Raw genomic sequence first — 24758 nt, forward strand, 5'->3', positions numbered from 1 at the left:
TTTAAACAAGTAATCGCGCGTTAGTTTGTTCACGCCAACTCGGCTTTCTGCACAGGGGTTTTCCTGGCGTTGAAGATTGCACCCATACAGACAATGGAAAGCGTCAGCGCACCGGTAGCAATCACTTCCATGCGGTGCTGCGGCAAGATCAACATCACCACCAGAATGCTCACGATGCTGACGATCACCAGGTAACTGAGCCAAGGGTAAAACCACATCTTGAAGGCGATTGGCTGTCCCGATGCATTCATCTTTTTGCGCAGTATCAACTGCGACACAGCAATGGCCAGATAGACCAGCAATGCTACGGCGCCAGACGTGGCCAGCAGGAAGGAGAACACTTCGTTGGGCGCAAAATAGTTCAGCGCTGTGGTCAGGAAACCCACGGCCGTGCTGGCCAGCACCGCAAAATAAGGCACCCCTGACGCTGAAGTCTTTTGCAGTACCCGAGGGCCATCCCCACGTTTGCTCAAGGAGAAGACCATGCGCGAGGCGGTGTAAATGGCTGAGTTCAGGCAACTGGCCACGGCGATCAACACCACGATATCGACAATCATTTTCGCGTAGGGAATGTTCATCAACTCAAGCGCCCGCTGGTAAGAGCCGACTTGCACCAGCATCGGGTCGTTCCAGGGCACGATGGAGACGATTAGGAACACCGAGACGATGTAGAAAATCCCCATGCGCCAGACCACGGAGTTGGTCGCGCGGGTAATCTGTTTGGACGGGTTCTGCGATTCAGCGGCGGCAATCGTGACGATTTCCGTGCCCATGAAGCTGAACACCGTGGTGAGCATCGCCCCGACAACGGCGGTCATGCCGTTGGGCATGAAGCCACCGAATTCATGGCTTAATTGAACGACACCACTGACAGTCGTATCAGGCAGCCCGCCAACCAGTGCCAGCGCGCCCAGTGCAATAAAGCCCAGTACCGCAATCACCTTGAGCATGGCGAACCAGAATTCGAACTCGCCGTAGCGCGCGACACTGAACAGGTTTGTCAGCGTCAGCAGGCCGGTGACCATTATCGCGAATTCCCAGGTCTGGATGGACGGGAACCAGGCATTCAGAATGGCCGCGGCGGCAATGGCTTCGATAGGAATGACCAGTACCCAGAACCACCAGTACAGCCAACCGATGGTAAAGCCGGCGCTGCGTCCCATTGCGCGCTCGGCATAGGTCGAAAACGATCCGGTGTCCGGCGACGCGACGGCCATTTCGCCGAGCATGCGCATCACCAGCACAACCAGGGTGCCGGACATGATGTACGCCAGGATCGCTGCCGGGCCCGCCGAGGCGATGGCATGACCCGAACCGATGAACAGGCCGGCACCGATGGCGCCGGCAATGGAGAGCATGGTGACGTGACGCTGCTTGAGCCCTGGGGCCAAAGTGGAGGTGCTGGACATGAGACGTACCCTTTTTATTATGCTTTGGAGGGTGCAGCGTTAACTGTGGTTTCTTGTGGGTGCACGCCCTTGTGCTTTCAAGTTGCTAAATCAAAGGCCTCCCTTACAGCGGCGCTGATACCGGATACACAGACGTCCAGGATCAACTCGCCTTTCTCGCGACTGGAGCCTTTGGGGGACGACAATGTGCCGCACGCCGGGGTGCGCTCGGGGATGATGGGAAACACGTCATATGGCGGAAAACGGGCCGGTGGATGGTCAACGGCGCGGCTCAGATCGACCTTGTCCGGGTGAAGCGCGAGCATCAGCGAAGTTTCAAAAACACCACCATGTTCTATATCCCAGCCGAGGAAGCCGTCGGGATATAGCTTTTCGATAACTGCGGGATCGTTAACGAAGTCCCAATAAGACAACACGACAACTTTGAAGTCATCGATGCCGCCATAACGAAGTTCTCGAAGTGCCAGGTCAATGCCCTCGACAATGAACATCGAGTTTTCATAGTGGCCGTTCATCATCACCAGTTTGCGTGCGCCATGACGTGCGAGTTCGCGAATGATGTCCTGCACGGTATGAGTCAGCGTGGCGCCATCGAGACTGGTGGTTCCCGGAAAGTGGTTGCCGCCCCCCGATTTCTGCTGGGATTTGTAACCGTAGGCCAGGGCCGGCAACACCAGGCCGCCGACATTCTGCGCGACCGCCTTGCATATCGCGGTCGGCAGCAGCACATCGACTTCCATGCACATGTGATGGCCATGCTGTTCCAGGGCGCCCACCGGCAGAAAGATCGGGCAGCCGGTGGCGACCTTCTCTGCATACTCTGGCCAGGTGAGTTCGCCAATAACGACGCTGTTATTCATCTACACACTCTCTTAAGTGATGGACCTCGCCTTTCCTCTGACCGACCTGTTGGACGGCAGATATCGAAAGTGGCGCATGGAATGATTCGATCAGATCGGCAGGCCAGCGATTTGTCCAAATCCGACCCGTAATTGACCAAACACCCTCTGATTTGGCTTTTCTGACAGGGCGGGGTTGGGCAAGCGCAGGCGATGGGTCGGATCTGACAAACTTCAGGTCGGACGCGTACAAAAAAGGGTGATGGCGATCTGCTGCAATGCTTCGTGCCAGCCAATGATGCGTGTGGCGGGCAGATCGACCAGCAAGCGGCAAGACCACAAGGACGAGAAGGACAGACGCCACTTTCCATCACCCGGGAGAGACCATAATGAATAATCGCATCGACCTTTCGCGCCGTACCTTCCTCAAGACCACCGGCATCCTGGCAGGCACCGCGGCGCTGTCCGGTTTGCTGCCGTTGAGAAGCTTTGCCGCAGCGGAGAAAGAACTGGTGATCCTGGCCTGGGCCGGACACGCCGAGCCGGACATCGTCGCCGATTTCGAACGCCAGTATGGGGTCAAGGTCAGGGCCAAGTACTACACCGGTGGCGACAACATGTTGGGGCTGATCTCGCAATCGCCCCCCGGCACCTTCGATCTGATCCTGTCCGACGCCGAATATGTACAGCAACTCAATGCCGCCGACTACATCGAGCAACTCGACCCGGCAGACTACCCCTTCGACGACTTCTATCCGGAGTTCCAGCACTTTCCCGGTCACTGGCAGGGGGACAAACTCTATTCGGTGCTGATTCGCTTCGGCTTCCTCGGCATCGCCTACAACACCCAGCTGGTGCCCGAAGCCAAGGTGCGCACCTACGATGTGTTCTGGGACGAAAGCCTCAAGGGCAAGGTCGGGCACTTCGACTGGCACCTGCCGAACCTGGGACAGATCAGTTTGCTCAATGGCAATGCCCGCCCTTACGACATCGATAACGCGCACTGGGAACTCGTCCAGCAGAAGATGATGAGCCTGCGCCCGCAGATCGGTGGTTTCTTCGATTACGGCGGCACCTTTTCTTCGCTGAAGAACGGTCAGGTCCATGCCATGTGCGGCATTGGCGACTGGATCACCGGGGTCTTGCAGCGCGCCGGCGCACCGGTGAAAACCGTGCTGCCGGAGGAGGGCGGGTTGCAATGGACCGAGTCCTACTGCATCGCCAGGAAGGCCCATAGCCCGGAGCTGGCGAAGAAGTTCATCCAGTACATCACCTCACCCCAAGGCCAGGTCAAGTCGGCGAAGATGGCCGCCTACCCGGCGCTGATCCCGAGCCAGAAAGGCTGGGAACTACTGAACCAGACCGATCCCGCCGAAGCCAAGCGCCAGGGCATGCTGCTTGGCCAGCGCAACGTCATGGACGATATCCGCGACGGCCGCATCAAGTACCGCGAACTCCCGGTCCGGCAGAGCCTGGATGAGTGGAACGACTTCTGGTCGCAATACAAAGGTGCCTGACGAGGCGCGTGGAGGTGGTCGCAATGATTTCAGACAAGCTCAAGACTTCACCGCCGGTGCTGACCGACAACGCGCTGAGCCGCCGGCGGAGCCACAAACGCACAGTGCGCCTGCCCTGGTACGGCCTCAGCTTTTCGCTGCCGATCCTGATCTGGCAGTTGATCTTCTTTGTGTTCCCGCTGGCATTCCTGGTGGCGATCAGCTTCTGGCTGGTGCGCAACTTCCGCATGGTGCCGACGTTCGAGTGGCTGAACTGGAGCTACATGCTCAGCCGCGGCTTCTTTTGGGATGCCTACGTCCACACCCTGGCCATGGCGGCGGGGGCCACCGTGCTGGTGAGCCTGGTGGCGTTTCCCTGCGCCTATACGATCGCCTTCAAGTTTCGCGAGTCGACCAAACAGTTGCTGGTGTTGCTGCTGATCACGCCGTTCTTCACCAGCTACCTGGTGCGCACCTATTCATGGCAGGTGTTCCTCAGCGATAACGGCATCTTCAACGCCGCGCTCGCTCTGCTCGGGCTGGAGCCATTGGCGATGCTGAACACAACGTTCGGCACCTATGTCGGCTACTTCACGCTGTGCCTGCCGCTGGTGGTGCTGCTGCAGCTGTTCAGCCTGATGTACATCGATCGCTCGTTGATCGAGGCCGCGCACAACCTCGGTTGCGGGCGACTGCGCACGGTCTTGCTGGTGGTGGTGCCGTCGGCACGGATCGGCATCGTGGTTGCGGCGCTGTTTTGCTTCATCCTGACCTTCGGCGATTTCGTCAGCCCGCTGTACCTGGGCGGAGGCCAGCCGCCGACCCTGAGCACCCTGATCACCGACACCACCAAGTCGGGCCAGCAATGGCCACGGGCGGCGGTGATCGCCACGATGATGATCCTGACGCTGCTGATCACGGCCTTTGCCGCGGTTCGCTTCGCTTACCGGAGGCGCGCATGAACGAGCACCGACTGATCAACTTCCTGCTGCGCGGCTTTGTCGTGCTGGTGTTCATCTTCATCTTTACACCCATTGCCGGCAGCTTCGTGTTCTCGTTCAACATCGACCGCTTTCCGTCGTTGCCCCTGGGTGGCTTCAGCCTGTACTGGTACGAGACGATTTTCGCCGATCCGGCGGTCTGGCAGGCTTTCAGCAACAGCTTGAAAGTGGGGGTGGTGGTGTCGCTGGTATCGACTCTGCTCGGGTTCACCGCGGCGTATACAGACTTCCGCTACCAGTTCTTTGGCAAGTCGATCTACATGGCCCTGGCGCTGCTGCCGCCGACCATTCCGGTGGTGATCATGGGCCTGGCCATGCTGGCCTTCCTGTCGCGTGTCGGGCTGTCCGGCGAGGTTTACGCGGTCATGATCAGCCACATCGTGATGTGTGCGCCGTTCGCCATGGCGGTGATCAGGATGCGCCTGGCACAGATGGATCCGAACATCGAGGCCGCGGCCTGGAACCTGGGGGCCAATCAGTGGAAGGCCATGCGCCATGTGATCCTGCCATTCACCGCGCCGAGCATCTTTGCCGCGCTGTTCGTGACCATGGCCGTGTCCTTCGATGAGTTCGCCGTCGCCTGGTTCGTCTCGGGGCTTAACGAGACGGTCCCCGTGCGCATCCTCAACACCTTGCAAGGGCAGGTGAGCCCGACCATCAACGCGATCGGTACCATTGTTTTCATCACGACCATGACCCTGGTGATCCTCGCGCAGCTGCTGCTGATGCGCCGGCGCAAGCCCGCGACGGCCTGATATCACCTCACTCATCCGAACCCGAAGGATTCAGCCATGACTCAACCGCTGGTGGTATTCGACAACGTGGTCAAGCATTTCGGCAGCTATATGGCCGTCGAACGCATGAACCTGGAAATCTACAAGGGCGAGTTCGTCGCGATCATGGGCTCCAGCGGATGTGGCAAGACCACCACGCTGCGCATGCTCGCGGGGCTCGATAAACCGAGCGAGGGCGAAATTCGTCTCAATGGAGAGCGAATCAATGACCTCTGCTCCTGGGAGCGGGAGACGCCGCTGGTCTGGCAAAACCTGGCCCTGTTTCCGTTTCTCAACGTCGTGGAGAATGTCGAATTCGGCTTGCGCATGAGAGGCATGGCCAAGGCCGAACGGCGCAAAAAGGCCCTGCACTGGCTTGAGCGGCTGGACCTGGAGGAATTCGCCACCCGCGACATCAGCCTGCTTTCCGGCGGCCAGCGCCAACGCGTGGCGCTGGCGCGCTCGTTGGTGACCGAACCGCCAATCCTGCTGCTCGACGAACCCCTGAGCGCGCTCGATGCTCATTTGAGCGTGCGCATGCAAGGCGTGCTGACCGGGCTGCAGAAGGACCTGGGGATCACCTTCGTCTACGTCACCCACAGTCAATCCGAAGCCTTTGCCATGGCGGATCGCGTGGTGATCATGAGTCGCGGCCGGGTTGAACAGATCGGCTCGCCGCAGGAGGTGTTCCTTGAGCCGCATAACCGTTTCGTCGCCGAGTTTGTCGGTGGCAAAAACATCCTGTGCGGCACGGTCGCGGGCTTCGACGATACTGGGTTGGTTCGCCTCGATTCGGCGCACGGTCAATTCCAGGCGCGGCTGCCCCAGGGTAAATCGGTCGTCCCCGGGGAGGACGTCACGGTCTGCGTCAGCGCCGAACATATCGACCTGACCGCGCAACCCGTGCGGCACAACCGCCTGGACTGCACCGTGGTCGGTGAAGAGTTCATTGGCTCGATGGTTAACATCTATCTCGAAACCAAGGATGGGCTTGAGCTGCAGGTGCAGAAACCGCATGCCGAATACAACCGGCTTGGGATGAACTGCGGGCAGGAGATCATCGCCGAGTGGGACGGTGTTCATGCGTTGATTTTGCGCGGCGGCTGAGCAGGAGGTACCCGGCCAGTCATTGCTTGAGCAGGCCCTTGCAGCCATGCGACAGGATTTCCTGATGCATGCTTTTACTGTCATTTTTATTGATGAAATTGATGGCGTAGAGTGTTTGCTCTGCATCAAAAGGGTCTAATAAAAAAGGCGCTACGCTTTTAGCGTCAGCGTTTAAATCGGCGAAAAGATTGTACTGATCTGCTGAAACAAAATGCTGCGTTTTCCCCCAGGGTAGCGTCATTAACTCATCGTAGGAGGGTGATTCATGTATGGGTGTTTCAACAGTATTAAGCTCGTTGGCCATTGAGGTATTGGCATAGAAATGAAATGCCGTATTGGAATAAACAGAGGCTATTTTTTCAAGAAGGTTGAGTTTGTCTTCGCGATTCGTCTCTGGTTTGAAAAGCCTCGGCATTAACATCAACGCCACTGAGGAGCCTGGTTTTATAGTGCTGTGAAGATTGCTCAAGCTGTCGAGAATTTCCTGGTCGGTGAGTATTCTCTGAGCGCCCGAGGACGTCGTGTAGTTCCCACCGAGCCAGATGACGTTGTCCATATCTAAAAATAGGGGGTGAGCGGAAAGGGGGTTAACTGAGCGAGTGCTTCGAATAGCTAGGGAAGTACTCCAGAGATGGTGATCTTCCATCTGGTTGAGCTTTTTGAATAACGCCAGGTCTTTGAATCTTAACAGGGAAATCTGTGATTTTAGAAAGAACATGTTCGGCGCCTGAGTGTGCTCCTCTTTTAAAAATTGCATGATGGGCGCGTCAATCAAATGTGAGTACATGCCGATTTTTTTGACGGCGATTAAATTTTGCCTGTTTTCACTCAGGAGCATCTCGCCAACAGCGCCTTGCCCAATGAGAAGGATACAACTGTATTTTCCTGTATCAATAAGGTCGGGCGGGGTGTCGGATAAATTAACCAGGTCCGGTTTTTTTTGGGGCCATTCAGCTATTAGGCCGGCGGCACCGTTGGCATCGCCACCTCGACCTTTTGTTATTATCAGTACTTGAGGCGTCTGTTCCGGGCTGGAAACGGCGGTGTCGATACCGGCCCCGGAAAGTAAACCAATCAGCAGGAGTGTTGGATAGCCATTCTTTTTCATAGGTGCACCTGTATCTCCAGTCCTTGGCCAAGTGAGAGTGTCATTGTGATTAGTTCTAAGGCTGTTTTATTTTTACTTTACTATGTGAACAAGCGATAGCGGTGTGCGTAAGTGATTCAAAAGATGAAAAGTGCATGTTTATAGAGGTCAGGGTGCTCCGGCCTGCGCGATCAACGAAAAGTCATAGCGTTTGCACCGGGAAGACCAATGCGCCCGCCAGCACCCGGCAGTGGGAACAGGTGTTCGAGCGCGCGGGCAAGCCATGCTCCTACAAGCCAGCTTTCTTCTTCAGGATTGCCGACAAATGGGACAAGGCCTGTGCTTCAACAGCGCCTTCGTCGTTGCCCGCGCAAAACACCGCACAGCTCGCGGTGGCGTCGCCCGAAACGCAGCGATAGACCGCCACCACGCTGCCCGGTCCACCGCCGGTGTGTCCGCTGAGGATCAAGCCACCTTCCGCCGCGCCTTGCATCAGGCCGAGGCCGTAACCTGGCGCAACCCAGGGACGGCCGGGGATCGGTCCGCCGAGTGTGCGTGCCGTGTGCATGTCCCGTAGCAGCGAGGCCGGAAGGAGGTGTCCGGCAAGCAGACGGTCCAGGCAACGCGCCGCGTCTTCAAGCGAGCCGACGAGCAATCCGTGATAGACCCAACCGGGGTCGTAGGATGGCGAGGCGCCCATGTTCACGTCCTGCAGATCGGCTCGCGTCATGGCCAGACGCACACTCGATAACCCGAGGGGCAAAAAGACCCGTTGTGTCAGTGCTTGCTCCAGCCTGAGTCCGCTCACACGTTCAATCAGCCTCGCCACGAACAGATAACCGACATTCGAATATCGCCAGCCCTCTCCCGGGGTGTAGCGCAACCTGCCGGCATCCAGGCGTTGCAGCATTTCATCGGCCGACCAGGGCGTCCCATGGCACGCGACAGCGGCGTGATAATCAGCGAGTTCACTGTAATCCGCCAGCCCGGCCTCATGCCGCAGCAATTGGCGCAGGGTGAACGGGCCTTCAGGCAGTACGTCATCCAGGTTGATCAGCCCGTCACGCACCAGCGACAGGGCGGCAGCGGCCAGCACCGTCTTGGTGAAACTCCACCAGGGGACCCTGGCCTCAGGCTGCTCAGTGGGGTGGAATGAACGGTTTGATACCAGGGAAACAAGCATGGGCGGCGGCTCTGGAAAAAGGCACCGGGGGAGTTTGCCAGAAACCGAGGTGGTTCAGGCGGGCGCCTGAACCCGTCGCTCAGTGTTGGGTTACGACTGTGACCGCTGTCATCTCGACACGCGATCACACACGGCCTGCCTGGTCGCCAAACGAAAAAAATAATCCTGATACCAACGCTTGTAACTTTCCTGCGCGTCGGGATCGGCCTGTTGAAGGACTTCCATCAGCCTGGCCTCAGGGACTTCTTCCCAGCGGATTGTTGGCTGGTAGGGGACGTAGTTGCGGGTGGCGCGTTCCAGAGTTATCAGCTGAATCATCGGAAAGTCTTGCCCAAGGCCCCCTGCCAACGCGGTACGAAAGAAGCGCTGCAGTAGCACGAAGTCTTCCAGTGGCGCCATGAAGTCGTCGTACGAAGGGCTGTTCAATTGGGCTTTCAAGTAACCTGGCAGACGGCTCGTTACTCGCTGGCGCAATTGCTGGAGCCCCCGCGCAGGGAAATCCATCGCGAGGGTGCTCGCTTCGCCGGTCACCTTATCGGGAGCCTGCCCGCGCCCAAGGGAAAAGGTGGTGTGGACCCAAATGTCGATATTGCCAAGATGGTCGGGGGAGCGTTTCATCCATGCCAAGTCTGGTCTTGCCGAGACTCGACGCTCCCGAAATTGCGGTGTGTGATCTTCAGCTAGCCGGTACTGATCCGGGAGGGCTGGACCCGCTACATCGGGCACCTTGCCGGGGGAAGCATAGGCGGCAGTGAACGTGTCGAGCAGCCGATCCGCCTCTGCCACCCGGCAGCCCAGCGGCGTATCGGTCAGCACCGGATGGGTGTAAGTCACACGGCTGATCAACGTCCCGTCACCGGGCGCACTCGTCACGGCCACTACTCGACCCTCCGCTGCGTAGCGCAGTGCCTGGTTGACGATGGCTGCATCGTAGACGCCAAGATTGAGCCATTGATCATTCGCCATGATCTCCAGGGTGACTTTGGTGGATGTGGCGGCTGTTGCCGGTTGCAGGGTCCAGCGAATCTGGCTGGCATCAATCCCTTCAGGATAAGTGTCCTGGCCGATCAATACTTCCCGGACGCGCAAGCCACTGGGAGCCACTTCGAAGTCAGTGGCCCCAGGGAACAGTCGATCATAGCCACCCAGACGTTCTTGCAACGCTGCTTTCACCGGGGGCGGGTGAAACTCGGCGACCTTGGTGCTGACCGCCTCGGCGATTTTCGCTTCACGCAGGGCTTCGGGGCTTGACGTCCAGCCCTGGCCTTCGGCCGCCATCAGCGACCTGACCAGGTTGCGATCGTCGTTTGTGGCTGCAAAGGAGGCCTGACGTGCCGCCACGGCAAGCACACCGGGCCGGGCAGCACTCATGAGTGCTTCGGTCACCCAGTTCTTTGCCCAGGTGTGCGTCCAGGTTCTGACGGCATCCCTGCCCAGGTGTTTAACCAGTGTTTGAGCTTGTCTGCCCAATTCTGTCGTGGGTCTGGCGTCGACTGCCCCAAAGGCCTGGTCCAGCACGTGTGCAATAAGTTTTCCCTGGGCATCCAAGGGGGCGAGCGGGGTGCCATAGCGCTGTTCGAGCACTGCGGTCAATCTTGCGAAGAGCTTCGGGTTTTGCTGTTCAAGGCGCGCGACTGAGGGGGCTACTGCCTGCTCGAGCTGTTGTTGTGCCTTGACAATGCCTGCCTGGTCTTCGATGGCATCGCCGAGCGTCGCTACGACCTCTCGCCGGATTTTCGTCGCGCTGTCGGCAGAGGCGGACACTTCGATGCGCTGACCGGTCAAGGCGGCGCGGACAAATTCGGACTCGTTGTGGTTTGAACCTGTGACTTGCACCCATTGCTCAAAGGCCGTGCTGCGGGTCATATCACTGAGGGCTGCCCGTACGAAAAGCCGGCTGGCGGCCTGGACGGCGGGGGCAGCAGGATCTGGATCGACGGGGTCGGCGTTGGGATTCTTTAGCGGGGGAATGGCAGACAGTGCTGCTTCCATGTTCCGTTGCGCTTGTTGATCGGCCGCATTCATCCGAAGGTTGTTGACCATCAGCTGCATGGTGTCGGCCAGTGGTTTGGCACACCAGCCGATCAGGGAAAGAATGAGCAGAGCGGTGGTGACATAAGGCAGAGGCTTTCTCACCCCGCCTTGGTCTTTGCCCGATTGTTCGCTGGACAGCAGGGGTGCCTGGCGCGCCGCAAAATACAACGAAAGGCCGACGCCGACTAAACCGAGGATGCCCAACATGGTGCCGAATTGGCTGCCGATTACCCTGGCCACCCCATGGATTGACTGTGCTGAATCGATGACCGCTTGGGGGACGACGTGGGTGCTTGAGGCGAGAAAACGGCATGCCCGAATGAGCAGGATCACGGTGCCAATGAAGATGGCCCCTATCCACGATAGATGTCGCACGCGCTTGAGCACTGTAAGGCTGCCGGTACGCGTCTTTGTTTCTCGACGATCGGCCGCCTTGCGTCGAATTTTGCCAAGAACCATAAGCCAGATCTGACACAAGGCCCACAGTGCAACAAGCAGTGTCAGGATGGCGTACGGGCGCATGGCGTTCTCCGGCAGACACGGCGCTCGCTTTCACAGCCTTGACCGCAGAACGCGACTGCCGTGCCGATCTTCCTCGATGCACAGAAAATCGAACCCCCACGTTTCTGTGCACGGCCGCCTGTACAGGGGCGCCGAAATCCTGATGCCGCCGTGCCACCCTAGCAGTAAGGTTGCGAAATAAAGACAGCGCAAACCCGATGAGACGAACGGCCCGCTCGGCGCATCGCTGCCCGGTTTGCCCGGTCACAGCATTGTGCAAGCGTTTTAACGCAGCCTGTTCAGCTGGCGTCCATCAGCTGTGACCCAGTGCAATGGCAAACGAGACCACGATCATGCAGGCAAAGGCAAAATTGAGATTCATGAAGCGTTCTTCCGCGATAGTCGAATCGGCAACATCTTGCCCGATGCGGGGAAGAATAAAAAATTCGCCTTCATGATTTGAATGATCGACAGAATTGATGAATGGGGGGTGATCGACATCAGCGCAACACATAATCCACCGGCTCCAGGGCCGGGGGAAGATGCGTCGCCCCCAGCGCTGCCAGCACGTCCCGTTCGATGGTGCGCACCATGGCATCGGTGGGCAGGTCGTTTTCGTCACGGCCGAACGGGTCCTCCAACTCATCGCCGATCGCATCCAGGCCGAAGAAGGTGTAGCTGACGATCGCGGTGAACACCGGCGCCAGCCAGCCCAGCGGTTCGGCCATGGCGAAGGGCAGCAAAATGCAGAAGAGGTAGGTGGTTCGGTGCAGCAACAGGGTGTAGGCAAAGGGCAGGGGCGTGTGTTTGATCCGTTCGCAGACTGCCTGGGACCGGGTCAGGTCAGTCAGGTGGTTAGCCATCAACGTATAGCGCCACTCACTGATCGCCCCCGACTCGCCGAGTGCCGAACACTGCTGGCCGACCTCGATCAGGATGCGCCCGCTGATATCGGGCACGTTGCCCGTGGGCATGGGTTCAAGCCAGTCACACGCGGCATCCAGTTCCTTTTCCGAACGCAATTTGGCGTTGAGCGCATTGGCGAAACCGCACAGGTTACGCAGGATAATCTGCCGCTCGTTCGCATTCTTGATGGCCTGGGTTTCACGAATCATCGAGCGGATCCCGACGATCATTTCGCCCCAGGCTTTTCGCGCTTCATACCAGCGGTCATAGCAGGCGTTGTTGCGAAAGCTCATGAAAATCGACAGGGACAAGCCCAGCAAGGTGAAAGGCGTGGCGTTGACCTTGGCAAAGTAGCTGGGGTGCAGGGTTTCGACGAGCACGATGACGCAGGCCAGCAACGTCACCATCAGGCTGCGCAAGGCAATCCGCTTGGCGATCGAGCCCTTGAGCGCACTCAGGATGTGGATCAGGTTGGGTTTGGGTCTGACGATCATGGCGGTCTACCTGCGCAGGCGTCCACCTTGATGGGGACTGCGCTGTTCACGGATGTGTTGGGCGCAGGCTAATTGCAGCGTGGCAGGGCGTCAAATCACTGGTTATGACCAGGTGATCGACGGGATCTATGATGGGCCTCGGTTCTGTGACTGACCCGAACCCCTGGTGGGAGCGAGCAGGTCGCTCCCACATTGGATTTTTGCCGGATGCGGGATGGGTGTACGAGCGCAATAACCTGTGGGAGCGGGCTTGCCCGCGATAGCGGTGGATCAGGCGCCATTAATGTTGACTGTGCTGCCCTCATCGCGGGCAAGCCCGCTCCCACAGGAAATTGCGGTCGTGCTCAGATAGTGTGCCCAACACAAACCCCGGCAGCATGGAATCTGCCACATGGACGGGTTTATGGATATCCGGGGGTGTTTATGGCGTACCGAACATCGCCGTCCAGTAGATTCCCGAATCACTTTTCGGATCCACCGCATAGGCCGCGCCCAATTCCTGGAAACCGGGATTCATCAGGTTTGCACAGTGACCGGGGCTGGACACCCAGCCATCGACCACCTTGCGCACGGTGTCTTGCCCGGCCGCGATGTTCTCGCCGATCTGTTGACCGCTGTAGCCGGCCAGCTCGGCCCGGTCACCCGGCGTGCGACCATCGCGGTCCTTGTGATCGAAGTAGTTGTTGTTGGCCATCGAGCGCGAGTGAGTCTCGGCCGCTGTGGCCAGCGTGGCGTTCCAGGCCAGTGGCGTGGTGGCGGCAAAGGATTGCGTACCGCACTGGCGTGCCCGGCTGCGGGCGACATTGAGTTCGGCCAGCAACTTCTGACCTTCCGCCTGCCAATCGCCGAGGCGCCCGCTCAACAGCGGACGGGCGAGCACGATGCGCCATTCACGGTCCTGGCGGCTGACGCCGATGTCGACGAATTGCGGGTCCAGCACCACCTGGCAGAAACTCTCGCGAATCGCCGTCATGGCTGACTGCGCATCACGGGGACCGGACAAGCTGATCGCCTGCACATTGACCATCGGATACCCCGCCGTGGCCAATGCCTGCTGCAGGTTGCCGATGCTGGTGGCGGACAGCGCCAGCCGCGGATCGCCCGCCAGCGGTGGCAACTCCGGTGAGGCCTGACCCGCGCACGGCTGCGATTGGCTGCGGTAGGTATTGATCGAGTCGATCAGCTGTTTCTCGTCGGCCGCCAGCGCATTCATGGCGCACAACAGACCCAGTGTTAACGTGGCGAGACAGCTGACGGATGAAATGAAGCGCATGGCAATCCTCCTTGAACGGACTGCGGCCATAATGCGCGAAATTGCCCCCTCGAAGGCAACGGATTTTTCAGATTGCCGTGGTGTAATTGCTATCATTTCACTACTACACTGAAACGATACTGCCCACCGAGTCATTTCGATCATGCGCCTTCACTGGATAGCCACCTGCATTGCCATGATGCTGCTTGCCGGTCCCGCCATCGCCGCGGATCAACAGCAAAAACAACAAGCGGCCGAGAACAAGGCCGAGGTGCTCGAGCAAAAAGCCGCAGAGAACAACAGTCCCGCGCCCGCGCCCAAGTCCGAAGCCATTACCCAGTCAGAAGTCCAGGCCGTTGACCCTGCCGGTTCCGGGCCGCTGGACGATGCAATCACTTGCCTGGCCCGTTCGATTTATTGGGAAGCCAAAGGCAAGGATTCCGCCGACATGGAAGCGGTGGCCAATGTTGTCATGAATCGACTGGGCCACGGGGGCTTTCCGGATACGGTGTGCGGTGTGGTCAAGCAAGGCTCCGAAACCAAGAGCTGCCAGTTCTCATGGTGGTGTGACGGGCGCCCCGATACGGTCCAGGAAGAGGTGCCTTACGCACTCGCCAAGGAAATCGCGCGCAAAGCGTTAAACAAGCAACTGCCGGATCGCACCCACGGCGCACTGTATTTCCATGACCGCACGGTGAAGCCGGATTGGGCCAGGGAGTACATCAAGACGGCGGATATCGGCTTGTTTCGGTTTTACAAGCCGCATGATGGGGACGCGAAGTAGGGGTTGTCGGGCGCTATAGTGCTGAGCGTTACCGATGGCGCCGTCAACGCTGAAGTGGTGATCGAATTGACTGGCGGCTCCAAGGTGTATTCGATCGTGGCCCGTGAAGCCGTTGCGGAGCTGGGCCTGGTGCAGGGTGTCAGCGCCGCTGCGGTGATCAAGACTTCCCACATCATTCTGGGTGTCCCGGCCTGAATCCTTCAGGCCGATTGAAGTCTGGCTGCAGAGTCGAGCAGCCAGACTGGACCAGTCGATAGTCAATAAACATCCCGCAGGTAGCGTTTCTGTTCGCTCAACTGGCGCCAGTAGTCAGCTGCGCTTTCCGGGCTCAGTCCACCATGGCTTTGTGCTACCTGGCGCAAGGCCTGGTCGACATCCTTGGCCATGCGACTGGCATCGCCACAGATGTACACCTGCGCACCTTCCTGGAGCCAGCGCCACAGGTCGGCACCTTGTTCGCGGATCCGATCCTGCACGTAGATTTTTTCCGGCTGATCGCGGGAAAAAGCCAGGCTGAGTTGGCTGAGCAGGCCATCGCGCTGCATACCCTCCAATTCTTCGCGATAGTAGAAATCGGTGGCGGCGTGCTGCTCGCCGAAGAACAGCCAGTTGCGACCCTGATCGCCCCGCACACGGCGTTCCTGCAGGAACGCCCGAAACGGCGCCACCCCCGTACCGGGGCCGATCATGATCATCGGCAGGTTGCCATCGGCCGGCGCGCGGAAGTGTTTCGATGGCTGGACGAAGACCGGGACCTCCCCATTCTCTGCGCGATCGGCGAGGAAGGTCGACGACACGCCTTTGCGCTTGCCATAACGGACGGCAGCCACGGTCAGATGGACTTCCTGCGGGTGCGCCTTGGGGCTGGAGGAGATTGAATACAGTCGTGGTTGCAGGCGCTTGAGCGTGGCCAACAGTTCGCTCGCCGAACAATCGAGCGGAAACTCCTGTAATACGTCTGCCAGTTGCCGGCCCCAGAGCCAGTCTTTCAACTCAGCCTTGCGTTCACTGCCCAGCAGTTGTTTCAGAGCCGGGTTAGTGCTGCGTTCGGCGATGAACGCCAGGGTTTCGCTGTGGGGACGGGCGATCTCAAAGTGTTCGGTCAGCGCTTGATGTAACGGGACTTCACCGAGCTTGTCGACATTCACCGTGGTGTCGGCACCCAGGCGGGTCAGATCGAGCAACTCACCCACCAGTTCCGGGCAGTTGCGGGGCCAGACACCCAAGGCATCCCCAGCCTCGTAGTTCAATCCGGAATCAGCCAGAGCCAGGGAAAACATCCGGGTTTCCTTGTTTGCGCTCTGGTTGTTCAGCCGAATGTTGACCAGCAACCGCGAAGCATAAGGATTGGCCTTGCCGGGTGCCTGGATTGGATTAACGACAGCATTCGGTGTCGGCCCGACTGTCACCGACTGCGCGGGTATCAATGATTGCTGGAATTCGGCCAGCCAGGCATCCGCACGCTCCTCGAACTCCGTATCGCAGTCGACGCGCTCCAGTAGCCGTGTCGCACCCAGCTCCTGCAGACGCTGATCGAGTTTCTTGCCGTGCTGGCAGAACTGGTCGTAATTGGGGTCACCCAGCGCCAGAACCGCAAAGCGTAGCGACTCCAGACGCGTCTCGGCGGTACTCAGGGTGTTCCAGAAGCCTTCGCCATTGTCCGGCGGATCGCCGTCACCAAAGGTGCTGCTGATCAGGGCCAGATTGTCGGTGCCTGCCAGTCTGCTCGCCGGAAAGTCCGCCATCGCGCTCAGCTCCACGGCTACACCGCCGTCGCGTAAACGCGTGGCAAAACGCTCGGCGAGGGCTTCGGCGTTGCCGGTTTGCGAGGCCCACAACAGCGTCACTGCGGGTTTGATGGCCGCCGTTGAGGGTACTGCTGGTTCAGTACTACTGCTCAAGCGTGGAATGCCTGGCTCGACCCGGCTGAACAGCCCGCCCAAAACACCGTCAAGCCATAGTCGAGTGCCAGTGGCCAGGGGCGCGTTTGGCGGTAGGGTAGGGATCCCGCCGGCCTGCCGACCCGCAGGGGATTGCAAGCCACTGAGAAAACCGGCGAGGTAGGTGCGCTCGTTCTCGCTCAGTTGCGGGGGCGGCAGGCTGCTGATGCCGGCGAGATCGGCGAAGGCCTCGATGCACGACATGGGAAGTTCCTCTTTCAAAGACGAAGCAGGGGGGAGGTCGACGGCGGTGGGCGCTGGCACGTCGAGAAACGCGTGCTCGATCAGTTCGACCCGTTGCAGGGCGACCGCGCAGAACTTGAATTCAGGCTGCAGGGAAATCGGGTCGACGGCATCGTTGGTCACGGCATTGATCGCCAGGTTTTCGCCAAACACATCGTTCCAGTGGAAGGGCGCAAAACAATTGCCCTGGCGAACCCGGTCGGTCACCACCGCCGGCAACACGGCGCGGCCACGCAGTGAACGCACCTCGACATGATCCTTGTCTTTGATGCCAAAGCTGGCGGCATCTTCCGGATGGATTTCAACGAATGGCCCGGGATTGAGCTTGTTCAGCGTCGCCACCTTGCCGGTCTTGGTCATGGTGTGCCACTGGTGTTGCAAGCGACCGGTGTTGAGGACGAAGGGGAATTCCTTGTCCGGCATTTCCGCCGGTGGCATGTGCGGCCGGGCGAGGAATATGCCCTTGCCGCGTTCAGTGGCGAATACGATGGCGGGTTGGCTGCCATCGGCCTCGATCTTGAGCTTCTGGCTCACGCCGTTGTTCAGGTAGCGAATCGGATTGCGGTCCGCGCCATCGCCCGAAGCGCAGGGCCACTGCAGCGGTTTTTCCCGCAGGCGTGCATAACTTGCACCGCGAATGTCATAACCGGTCTTGGGATTCCAGGCACGCTTGATCTCTTCAAACACCTCACAGGAGGAGGCGTAGGTGAAGGCCTGCGCAAAACCCATTTCGCACGCCACCCGGGCGATGATCTGCCAGTCGGGCAGCGTCTCGCCGGGCGGCTCGACAGCTTTTTGCATCAGCGTCAGGTTGCGCTCGGAGTTGATCATCACCCCTTCGGCCTCGGCCCAGAGCGCCCCAGGGAGAAGGATGTCGGCGTAGCGGTTGGTCTCGGTGTCGAGGAACGCATCCTGGGTGATCACCAGCTCGGTGGCCTGCAAGCCTTCAATCACTTTCTGGCGGTTGGGGACGCTGGCGACCGGGTTGGTGCAGATGATCCAGCAGGCTTTTATCTGGCCGGCGGCCATCTGCTCGAACATCGCCACGGTGCCACCGCCGACCTCACGGGGCAGGCTATCGCGCGGGATGTTCCACAGGTCTTCGATGAATACCCGATCGACCTCGACCAGCACCGAACGCTGCCCCGGCAAACCGGGGCCCATGTACCCCATTTCGCGACCGCCCATGGCATTCGGTTGCCCGGTCAGGGAAAACGGCCCGCTGCCCGGCCGGCAGATCGCACCGGTGGCCAGGTGCAGGTTGCACAGGGCATTGGTGTTCCAGGTGCCGTGGGTGCTTTGATTGAGGCCCATGGTCCAGCAACTCATCCACTCGGCGGCCTGGCCGATCCATTCGGCGGCCTGACGGATGTCAGCCTCGGGGATGCCGGTGAGCTGCGCAACTGTATCCGGTGGATAATCTTCGAGGAACTCGGGCATGGCGTCCCAGCCTTCGGTGAACGCGGCGATGAAGTCCGGGTCGGTGTGACCGTTTTTCACCAGCAGGTGCAGCAGGCCATTGAGCAGGGCCAGGTCGGTACCGGGCTTGATCTGCATGAACAGACTGGCCTTGTCCGCCGTGGCGCTGCGCCGCGGATCGACCACGATCAGTTTCGCCCCGGCCTTGACCCGATCCATCATGCGCAGGAACAGAATCGGATGACAGTCGGCCATGTTGGCGCCGATGACGAAGAACAGGTCCGAGCGATCGAAGTCTTGATAAGAACCCGGTGGCCCGTCCGATCCGAGCGAAAGCTTGTAGCCACTGCCCGCACTGGCCATGCACAGGCGCGAGTTGGATTCGATGTTGTTGGTGCGGACAAAGCCCTTGGCCAGCTTGTTGACCAGGTACTGGGCTTCCAGGGACATCTGTCCGGACACATAAAACGCCAGGGCGTCAGGGCCGTGGGTATCAAGGATCTCGCGCAATCTTCTGGCCGTCTCGCTGATGGCCTTGTCCATGTCGATCCGCACCGGGTCGCGATGGCGCTCCTGGCGCAGGTAGGCGTTTTCCATCCGGCCCGACTTGGCAATGGCCTGGCCGCAGGTATTGCCTTTGGTGCACAGGCGACCGAAGTTGGTTGGATGGGTCTTGTCCCCAGCGACCTTGACGACCTGGTTGTCTTCGACCTGCATGACGATGCCGCAGCCCACACCACAATAGGGACATACACTGCGTACGGTCTTGTTTGCCATCTTCGCCCCTCGATTCTCTGCCGCACCTGACCGGTCCGGAAACAAAAAGGCGCCATGTGACCCTCCGTTGAGAACGGGGGCTACACGGCGCCTTTGTCGTATCTGTGCAATCTTCGTTGACTGCGTGTCAGGTGATTGCAAGCAGCGGGCCAGAAAGTGCAGGGCTCGGCTTTAGCGGCTTTCCAGGCAATAGAAGGTCAGGAGGCAAGTGCTATTTGCACTTTTATATAGCGACTTTCAGTCCATGTGCACCAGCTCGAGGCGAGCGCCGCCAGACTGATGGATTTCGTGGGCGGCGCTGTTCCAGCCGGTCAAAGTTTGTAGCCAATCTGCCGCAACAGGTTCTTGCGCCACAGGATGTCTTCCTCGCCTTCAATGCCCTTGGCACAGAAGCCATCGACGACGCCGAGAATGGCTCGTCCCTGATCCGTCTCGGCGAGAATCACTTCGGTCGGGTTGGCCGTTGCACAAAAAATCCGGCACACCTCTGGCACCATCTTGAGCGTGTTCAATACGTTCAGCGGATAGAAACCGTCGCCGAGGAAAATGATGAAGCTGTGGCCGGCGGCGATGGCTTGTGCATTGCGCTGGGCCAGTTCGATCATGGCGGGATCGGTACCGGACCAGCGCACCAGGCATTTGCCGGAGGCTTCGCAGAAGGCCACGCCAAACTGGATGCCGGGCACGGCGTTGACCAGCGCTTCGTGGATGTCTTCGACGGACTTTATGAAGTGCGTCTGCCCAAAGATGAAATTGGTCGCTTCGGGTTTGTCGATGTTCACGGTGATGAGTTGCATCTCAAGCGCCTCCTGTTAAAACTTCGCGTAGTTCAACGCATCGACAATGGCCGAGCCACCGATCCCGGTCAGCGACAGCAGCAGCGCCCTGATCAGCGGATCTTCGGCATAACGTGAGAACGAGCCGGTAGCGAGCGTCGCCACCCGCTCGCGGATTATCTTGAACTTGGCGTAGCAAGGCGTCGTTTCGGGTGTTTCCAGCAGGTAGGTGTCGAGTCGTTGCAATGCCTGCGTACGGGATTTTTCCGCTGCTCGGCGCAGCGACAGCGCGGAGACCAGCAGAATCAGCGCCGTCAGCAGGTAGGAAATGATCAGGCCGGGCGGTGTCGGCCAGTTATCGAACAGGCTGCTGCGCGAGGCCAACAGGATCAACATCACCACCGTCGGCGCGTAGATGAGGCGGCTGACGGCCGAGGTGCGCTTGGCGATCAGTTGCACATCCAGCCACTCGTCGATGCACGGGTGCTTGAGCATGCCAAAGGTTTTCTTGTGCTGCATCTGCAAGGTGCCGGGCCAGATCGCATGATGTTCGCTGAGATGGCGGATGAATCGCGTCAGCAGCAGATTGGCGTCCACCACCCAGAACACCAATACCTGGAACACCAGGGTCGGGATCAGCCAACTCAGCATCCACCACGGCGACTGACCACGAACAGGCATCCCTTCCATGGGCCAGATGACGAACAGCACGCTGGTGGCCACGACGTATAGCCAGGTGGCGAGAAGGGTGCGCAGCATTCGTGCGCCGAACGAACCGCAGACGCAGTGCTCACCCCAGAAGCGAGCAATGACGATCATTTTGCGTCCGTCCGTGCACGCGGCCTGATTCGGTGCGCAGGACTTTGACCATTCCTCGCTCGCGCTCAGCAGTGGGAAGAAAATCAGCATCAGGAAATGTCCCAGCTCGTTACTCCAGCGCCGACACTTCCAGTGTTTGCCTCGGCGAATCAAGCGTCGAACCTGGCCCCACAAGGTCATCTCATATTTGCGCATGTGCAGGCGCAAATGGTACATGGCTTCGATCTCGGCCCGGTTGGTGCGCAGCTTGCGCCAGCCCCATGCCAGCGCCGAGAGGGAGATCAGCACCGCCAGCAGTCGCAGCGCCACGGTGGGCCAGGCACTGATGCCTTCAAACAGGAACATCGGTTCACCGAGCCCGTTGTCGGTCAAGGTGCTGCGCATCTGGTACGCCAGCATCAGGGCAAGGATAAACATGACAAGCGGGACCACGATGTACCAGGCCCGGGCGTTGTATGAGCCTGTGCTTGCGCTAGTAGTCGACGCCTGGACCAACGCCAGTTGCCTGGCCGAGCGCCGGGCCAGGTTCGACGAGACGATCCCCAACAGGATCAGCACGAAGGTGAACCAGAGGAACTCCGCGTGCCAGAACCGTGTGGCGATAAAGGCGCAGATCGCCGCCACCATGAACAACGTGATCGGCACACCGCGGACCCAGGCCAGCCGTGTGTCGTGGTTATCATACGGGCCCTCGATCCGCGACCAGACGATAAACCCGCCGAGTACCAGCAGGGTGAGCGTCAGCGGCCCGGCCCAGAAGAATGACTGGGACTGCTTGAAGCGTTGGCGTAGCGATTTGGAGGGCTCAGGGTAGGGCGGTGGCGAGGGGTCTTGAAGACAGCGCAACGCCATCAGGTCGTGCGGGCGCACACCTCGATCGGATTGGGATTGGGTCGGTGCTTCACAACTCGAGGGGCGCGACGCGGTCAGCCGGCTCGCCAGGGGAATGAAGCCGCTGATGCCCACTTCATAGATGCCCGGCGAGAGCAGTTCCGATTTTGAATAGTCGAACTTCGCGCGCTTGGCATCGAAGGATTGCGGCGCCAGCGCGGCCAGCACCGAGATGAACACCGCACTTTGCAAGCTGTCGCGAAACGGCGGCACGTCCTGTTGCAGGGCGCGGGTCAGCGTCAAGCCATAGGGTGCGGCGAGTATCAGATTACGCGTGGTTTGCGCCTGGCCCCGTTGCAGCATGCGGGCATCGAGGTCGGTGGAAAAAAACAGTTTGTACGGCATCCGGCTCTTGAGCGCCTGCAACACCAACAGCTTGTCGTAGGCGTCGACGCCCAGCACTCCGATCGCGCCGATGCCGCTTTCGCCGTTGCGTCGATAGGCTTCGTCCTCGCGGGCAATGTGGTCGGCGAGGCGCCGCAGGTAATCGAGCTGGGAGTTGCCGTCGGATTTCTCCAACGGGCTGAAATCAATTGGAGTGACCTCTTTATTTTTACCGGAATCAGAACCGGCGCTTTTATCGTTGCTCGCGGACTCCTCCGGCAGGCGCCCGTCCAGGCCGCGTAAATAGCTGAAGCGCAAAATCCACTGATCGACCACGTCCCTATAGTGCTTTTCATCATTGCCCAGGTGTGCATCGTTGGCGACCTGCGCCTTGAAGCTTTCGATCAGCGCGCGGCTGTAGAAACTGTCCCATTCGGCAATCAAGGCAATGCGATTGCCACTGCGGCGAAGGTCACGGGTGCAGGGCGCGCCAATCTGGCTGCACCGCACGCCGCTGGCCGGATCGACACGGCGCAGTTTCAGTTCCTCCAGCATCAGTTGGGTCATGGTGCCGTCGTCGCTGACGGTGCGCAGCAACTTCATGGGGACCCGGTTTTCCAGCGCTGGCGACAGTTTCCGGTAACCGCGATCCAGGGTTTCGTTATCGGCGGTGGCCAGCGGCGAGTAGATTTCCACGGTGGAGGTGGCCTTGCCGATGTCCTGGTCCTGGAACATGTCGCGCAGGACAGTCGAGGTAGAAGGGCCGATGACCTTCAGGACGGCATTGGCGGGTGGTTCGGAACATGGGGCAGGCGTACAGGCTGTTCTGGTTTTGTTTGTCAGGGTCTCGCGCATTTTTTCAAGCTGCTGCAACGGCGTTGAACCGAGCGCGTCCTGTTTCAACCAGAACACGATCGTGCGGTCAGGCGTTGGCGCGGCCCCTTCAAGTGGCGTGGGGGGATCGAAGGGGTTGGAGACGAATATTTCATAGGGCACGTCGACGAAGCCGGTTTTTTGCGGGGCATCCAGCGACAGGTTGGCGGTCAGTCGCAAGCAATGGATGTACTGCTCCTGGTCCGGCACTCGATGGGAGTTCTTGAACCCCGCCAGCAGCGCATAACGAATGCGCCGCCGCCGTTCGACTTCATCGGCATAAGGGCCACCTTCGACCAGCGCCACCAGGATGTCGGGGGCAGATGTTGCTCCGGACAGGGGCGAAATGTCGGGGCTGCAGACATTTTCGGCATCCGGGTTCCTGCTGTCCGAGAGTTTCTTGCGATAACGCTCGACCGCATCGAACGGGTCCTGCCAAAGCCGTGCTTCGATGGGCAGTTGCGCCTGGAACTGTGCGCCGACGGGACGCGGTTCAAGGAAGGGTTCGCGGTTGAGGGCGAACATCGACACCACCAGACTCAGGATGACCGCACTGCCTGGCAGCCAGAAAGCCAGATTAGTGCCAGAACCATTGTTGTCCACGGCCTGTGCCTCGTGTTTTTCGGCCAACTGATTACAGTTATGTATAGACCCGATTAGGGCGTACTGTGAGAAGCGGGTGGCTGGAAAGCTGGTGTGCCACCTTTAAGGTCAAAGGAGACAGCCGCCATGCTGCACATCGGACTCATCGTCTACCCCGGATTCCAGGTGCTCGGTCTGGCCATGTGCGCCACCTTCGAGTTGGCCAACACCGCCACCGACGAACCGGCCTACCGCATTTCCCTGCTGTCCGAGCACGGCGGCACGGTGCAGACCTCCGCCGGGTTTGGCGTGGAGACCACGGCGTTCGACCAGCGCTCGTTCGATACGCTGCTGGTGATGGGCGATAACCTGATCCGTCCGGTTGCTCCCGGCCTGGTGGAATTCTTGCGCAGTGCCAGCCGGACCACCCGGCGCCTGGGGGCGATCTGCACCGGTGCGATCGCGCTGGCCGAGGCGGGCTTGCTCGATGGCCGGCGCGCGACTACGCACTGGTGTCATGCCCCGGCGCTGCAGAAGGCGTACCCCAAGGTGAAGGTCGAGGACGACCGGATCTTTATCAACGACGGCAATATCTGGACGGCCGCGGGGATGAGCGCCTGTGTCGATCTGGCGCTGGCTCTGGTGGAAAAGGATCTGGGCGCGGAAATCGCCCGGCGGGTGGCGCGGCAACTCGTGGTGTACCACCGACGGGCGGGCGGGCAGTCGCAGTTTTCGGTGATGCTGGAACTGGAGCCCAAGACCGATCGCATCCAGGCTGCGTTGACCTACGCCAAGCAGAACCTGAAGTCCGCGCTGTCGGTCGAGGAACTGGCCGGCGCGGCCAATCTCAGTCCTCGGCAGTTCAGCCGCGTGTTCCATGCCGAAACCGGGCAATCACCGGCCAAGGCCATTGAAAACCTGCGGGTGGAAGCGGCGCGGTTGATGATGGAGACCGGTCGGCATCCTATTGATGTGGTGGCGACGGATACCGGGTTTGGCGATCGGGAGCGGATGCGTCGGGCGTTTATCCGGGCTTTCGGGCAACCGCCGCAGGTGATTCAGCGGGCCAATCGCGGATGATCATGCCTCCATTTGCTGAGGCACGGCTTGCCGGTGATGGCGTATTCGGAATCGCCTTCGCTGTAGGAGCTGGCTTGCCAGCGAAGGCGATGGTGGCCGCGATGACGCCTTCGCTGGCAAGCCAGCTCCTACAGGGGGCGGTGTCCTGAAAGGTGGTGTGTATGACAT

17 protein-coding genes and 1 pseudogene are annotated in these 24758 nt (G+C 59.7%); 7 read left to right on the top strand and 11 right to left on the bottom strand.

Translation table 11 applies throughout. The features are described from left to right. Positions 1-29: 29 nt before the first annotated feature. Positions 30-1409, bottom strand: a complete 1380-nt coding sequence (gabP, locus tag ACA062_RS14215; protein ID WP_497456943.1) for a GABA permease — start codon at positions 1407-1409, stop codon at positions 30-32. Between the two features lie 77 nt (positions 1410-1486). After that, the gene (locus tag ACA062_RS14220; protein ID WP_497456944.1) at positions 1487-2269 is read right to left on the bottom strand and encodes a creatininase; all 783 of its coding nucleotides are present in this window, start codon (positions 2267-2269) and stop codon (positions 1487-1489) included. A 368-nt stretch (positions 2270-2637) separates the two neighbouring features. On the opposite strand from ACA062_RS14220, the gene ACA062_RS14225 reads away from it, so the two are divergent. The 4 genes from ACA062_RS14225 to ACA062_RS14240 are packed head-to-tail and all read left to right on the top strand — an operon-like array spanning position 2638 to position 6625. Continuing rightward, positions 2638-3765, top strand: a complete 1128-nt coding sequence (locus ACA062_RS14225; protein WP_497456945.1) for an extracellular solute-binding protein — start codon at positions 2638-2640, stop codon at positions 3763-3765. A gap of 23 nt (positions 3766-3788) precedes the next feature. After that, the gene (locus ACA062_RS14230) at positions 3789-4706 is read left to right on the top strand and encodes an ABC transporter permease (RefSeq protein ID WP_497456946.1); all 918 of its coding nucleotides are present in this window, start codon (positions 3789-3791) and stop codon (positions 4704-4706) included. Continuing rightward, on the top strand, positions 4703-5500 hold the full coding sequence (locus tag ACA062_RS14235) for an ABC transporter permease (protein ID WP_497456947.1): 798 nt from the start codon (positions 4703-4705) through the stop codon (positions 5498-5500). Before ACA062_RS14230 ends, ACA062_RS14235 begins: the two co-directional genes overlap by 4 nt. A gap of 36 nt (positions 5501-5536) precedes the next feature. Continuing rightward, positions 5537-6625: an ABC transporter ATP-binding protein gene (locus tag ACA062_RS14240; protein WP_497456948.1), complete on the top strand. Its 1089-nt coding sequence runs from the start codon at positions 5537-5539 to the stop codon at positions 6623-6625. A gap of 19 nt (positions 6626-6644) precedes the next feature. Here ACA062_RS14240 and ACA062_RS14245 read toward each other — a convergent pair whose 3' ends face one another. From ACA062_RS14245 to ACA062_RS14270, 6 genes are all read right to left on the bottom strand, one after another. Next, positions 6645-7733: a hypothetical protein gene (locus ACA062_RS14245; protein WP_497456949.1), complete on the bottom strand. Its 1089-nt coding sequence runs from the start codon at positions 7731-7733 to the stop codon at positions 6645-6647. A 268-nt stretch (positions 7734-8001) separates the two neighbouring features. Continuing rightward, complete coding sequence (locus ACA062_RS14250) at positions 8002-8895, bottom strand: serine hydrolase domain-containing protein (protein ID WP_497456950.1); 894 nt, start codon at positions 8893-8895, stop codon at positions 8002-8004. Positions 8896-9003: 108 nt separating this feature from the next. Continuing rightward, positions 9004-11451 carry a hypothetical protein gene (locus ACA062_RS14255; protein ID WP_497456951.1) on the bottom strand — a complete coding sequence of 816 codons (2448 nt, stop codon included), beginning with the start codon at positions 11449-11451 and terminating at the stop codon, positions 9004-9006. A 292-nt stretch (positions 11452-11743) separates the two neighbouring features. Then, positions 11744-11944, bottom strand: coding sequence for a hypothetical protein (locus ACA062_RS14260; protein ID WP_497456952.1), 201 nt, complete (start codon positions 11942-11944; stop codon positions 11744-11746). Then, positions 11931-12830 carry a bestrophin family protein gene (locus ACA062_RS14265; RefSeq protein WP_497456953.1) on the bottom strand — a complete coding sequence of 300 codons (900 nt, stop codon included), beginning with the start codon at positions 12828-12830 and terminating at the stop codon, positions 11931-11933. Before ACA062_RS14265 ends, ACA062_RS14260 begins: the two co-directional genes overlap by 14 nt. Positions 12831-13251: 421 nt before the next feature. Then, positions 13252-14103 carry a CAP domain-containing protein gene (locus ACA062_RS14270; protein WP_497456954.1) on the bottom strand — a complete coding sequence of 284 codons (852 nt, stop codon included), beginning with the start codon at positions 14101-14103 and terminating at the stop codon, positions 13252-13254. A gap of 142 nt (positions 14104-14245) precedes the next feature. On the opposite strand from ACA062_RS14270, the gene ACA062_RS14275 reads away from it, so the two are divergent. Beyond that, positions 14246-14866, top strand: coding sequence for a cell wall hydrolase (locus ACA062_RS14275; protein WP_497456955.1), 621 nt, complete (start codon positions 14246-14248; stop codon positions 14864-14866). An 18-nt stretch (positions 14867-14884) separates the two neighbouring features. Then, positions 14885-15061 (top strand): annotated as a pseudogene (locus ACA062_RS14280) (TOBE domain-containing protein); the annotation flags it as partial. A gap of 62 nt (positions 15062-15123) precedes the next feature. Here the strand turns inward: ACA062_RS14280 and ACA062_RS14285 are convergent. The 3 genes from ACA062_RS14285 to ACA062_RS14295 all read right to left on the bottom strand — a co-directional run bounded on the left by ACA062_RS14285 (position 15124) and on the right by ACA062_RS14295 (position 23531). After that, positions 15124-19245 carry a bifunctional nitrate reductase/sulfite reductase flavoprotein subunit alpha gene (locus ACA062_RS14285; protein WP_497456956.1) on the bottom strand — a complete coding sequence of 1374 codons (4122 nt, stop codon included), beginning with the start codon at positions 19243-19245 and terminating at the stop codon, positions 15124-15126. A 311-nt stretch (positions 19246-19556) separates the two neighbouring features. Further along, entirely contained in the window at positions 19557-20042 is a 486-nt protein-coding gene (locus ACA062_RS14290) for an adenosine-specific kinase (RefSeq protein WP_497456957.1), read from the bottom strand. A 15-nt stretch (positions 20043-20057) separates the two neighbouring features. Next, positions 20058-23531: a hypothetical protein gene (locus ACA062_RS14295; RefSeq protein WP_497456958.1), complete on the bottom strand. Its 3474-nt coding sequence runs from the start codon at positions 23529-23531 to the stop codon at positions 20058-20060. A 126-nt stretch (positions 23532-23657) separates the two neighbouring features. On the opposite strand from ACA062_RS14295, the gene ACA062_RS14300 reads away from it, so the two are divergent. After that, the gene (locus ACA062_RS14300; RefSeq protein ID WP_497456959.1) at positions 23658-24590 is read left to right on the top strand and encodes a GlxA family transcriptional regulator; all 933 of its coding nucleotides are present in this window, start codon (positions 23658-23660) and stop codon (positions 24588-24590) included. The last annotated feature ends 168 nt before the right edge of the window (positions 24591-24758 follow it).

This window comes from Pseudomonas sp. LBUM1679, from assembly GCF_059695565.1.

Coding starts and splice junctions, on each gene's coding strand:
- gabP (WP_497456943.1), bottom strand. CDS start 1,409: ATGTCCAGCACCTCCACTTTGGCCCCAGGGCTCAAGCAGCGTCACGTC.
- ACA062_RS14220 (WP_497456944.1), bottom strand. CDS start 2,269: ATGAATAACAGCGTCGTTATTGGCGAACTCACCTGGCCAGAGTATGCA.
- ACA062_RS14225 (WP_497456945.1), top strand. CDS start 2,638: ATGAATAATCGCATCGACCTTTCGCGCCGTACCTTCCTCAAGACCACC.
- ACA062_RS14230 (WP_497456946.1), top strand. CDS start 3,789: ATGATTTCAGACAAGCTCAAGACTTCACCGCCGGTGCTGACCGACAAC.
- ACA062_RS14235 (WP_497456947.1), top strand. CDS start 4,703: ATGAACGAGCACCGACTGATCAACTTCCTGCTGCGCGGCTTTGTCGTG.
- ACA062_RS14240 (WP_497456948.1), top strand. CDS start 5,537: ATGACTCAACCGCTGGTGGTATTCGACAACGTGGTCAAGCATTTCGGC.
- ACA062_RS14245 (WP_497456949.1), bottom strand. CDS start 7,733: ATGAAAAAGAATGGCTATCCAACACTCCTGCTGATTGGTTTACTTTCC.
- ACA062_RS14250 (WP_497456950.1), bottom strand. CDS start 8,895: ATGCTTGTTTCCCTGGTATCAAACCGTTCATTCCACCCCACTGAGCAG.
- ACA062_RS14255 (WP_497456951.1), bottom strand. CDS start 11,451: ATGCGCCCGTACGCCATCCTGACACTGCTTGTTGCACTGTGGGCCTTG.
- ACA062_RS14260 (WP_497456952.1), bottom strand. CDS start 11,944: ATGTGTTGCGCTGATGTCGATCACCCCCCATTCATCAATTCTGTCGAT.
- ACA062_RS14265 (WP_497456953.1), bottom strand. CDS start 12,830: ATGATCGTCAGACCCAAACCCAACCTGATCCACATCCTGAGTGCGCTC.
- ACA062_RS14270 (WP_497456954.1), bottom strand. CDS start 14,103: ATGCGCTTCATTTCATCCGTCAGCTGTCTCGCCACGTTAACACTGGGT.
- ACA062_RS14275 (WP_497456955.1), top strand. CDS start 14,246: ATGCGCCTTCACTGGATAGCCACCTGCATTGCCATGATGCTGCTTGCC.
- ACA062_RS14285 (WP_497456956.1), bottom strand. CDS start 19,245: ATGGCAAACAAGACCGTACGCAGTGTATGTCCCTATTGTGGTGTGGGC.
- ACA062_RS14290 (WP_497456957.1), bottom strand. CDS start 20,042: ATGCAACTCATCACCGTGAACATCGACAAACCCGAAGCGACCAATTTC.
- ACA062_RS14300 (WP_497456959.1), top strand. CDS start 23,658: ATGCTGCACATCGGACTCATCGTCTACCCCGGATTCCAGGTGCTCGGT.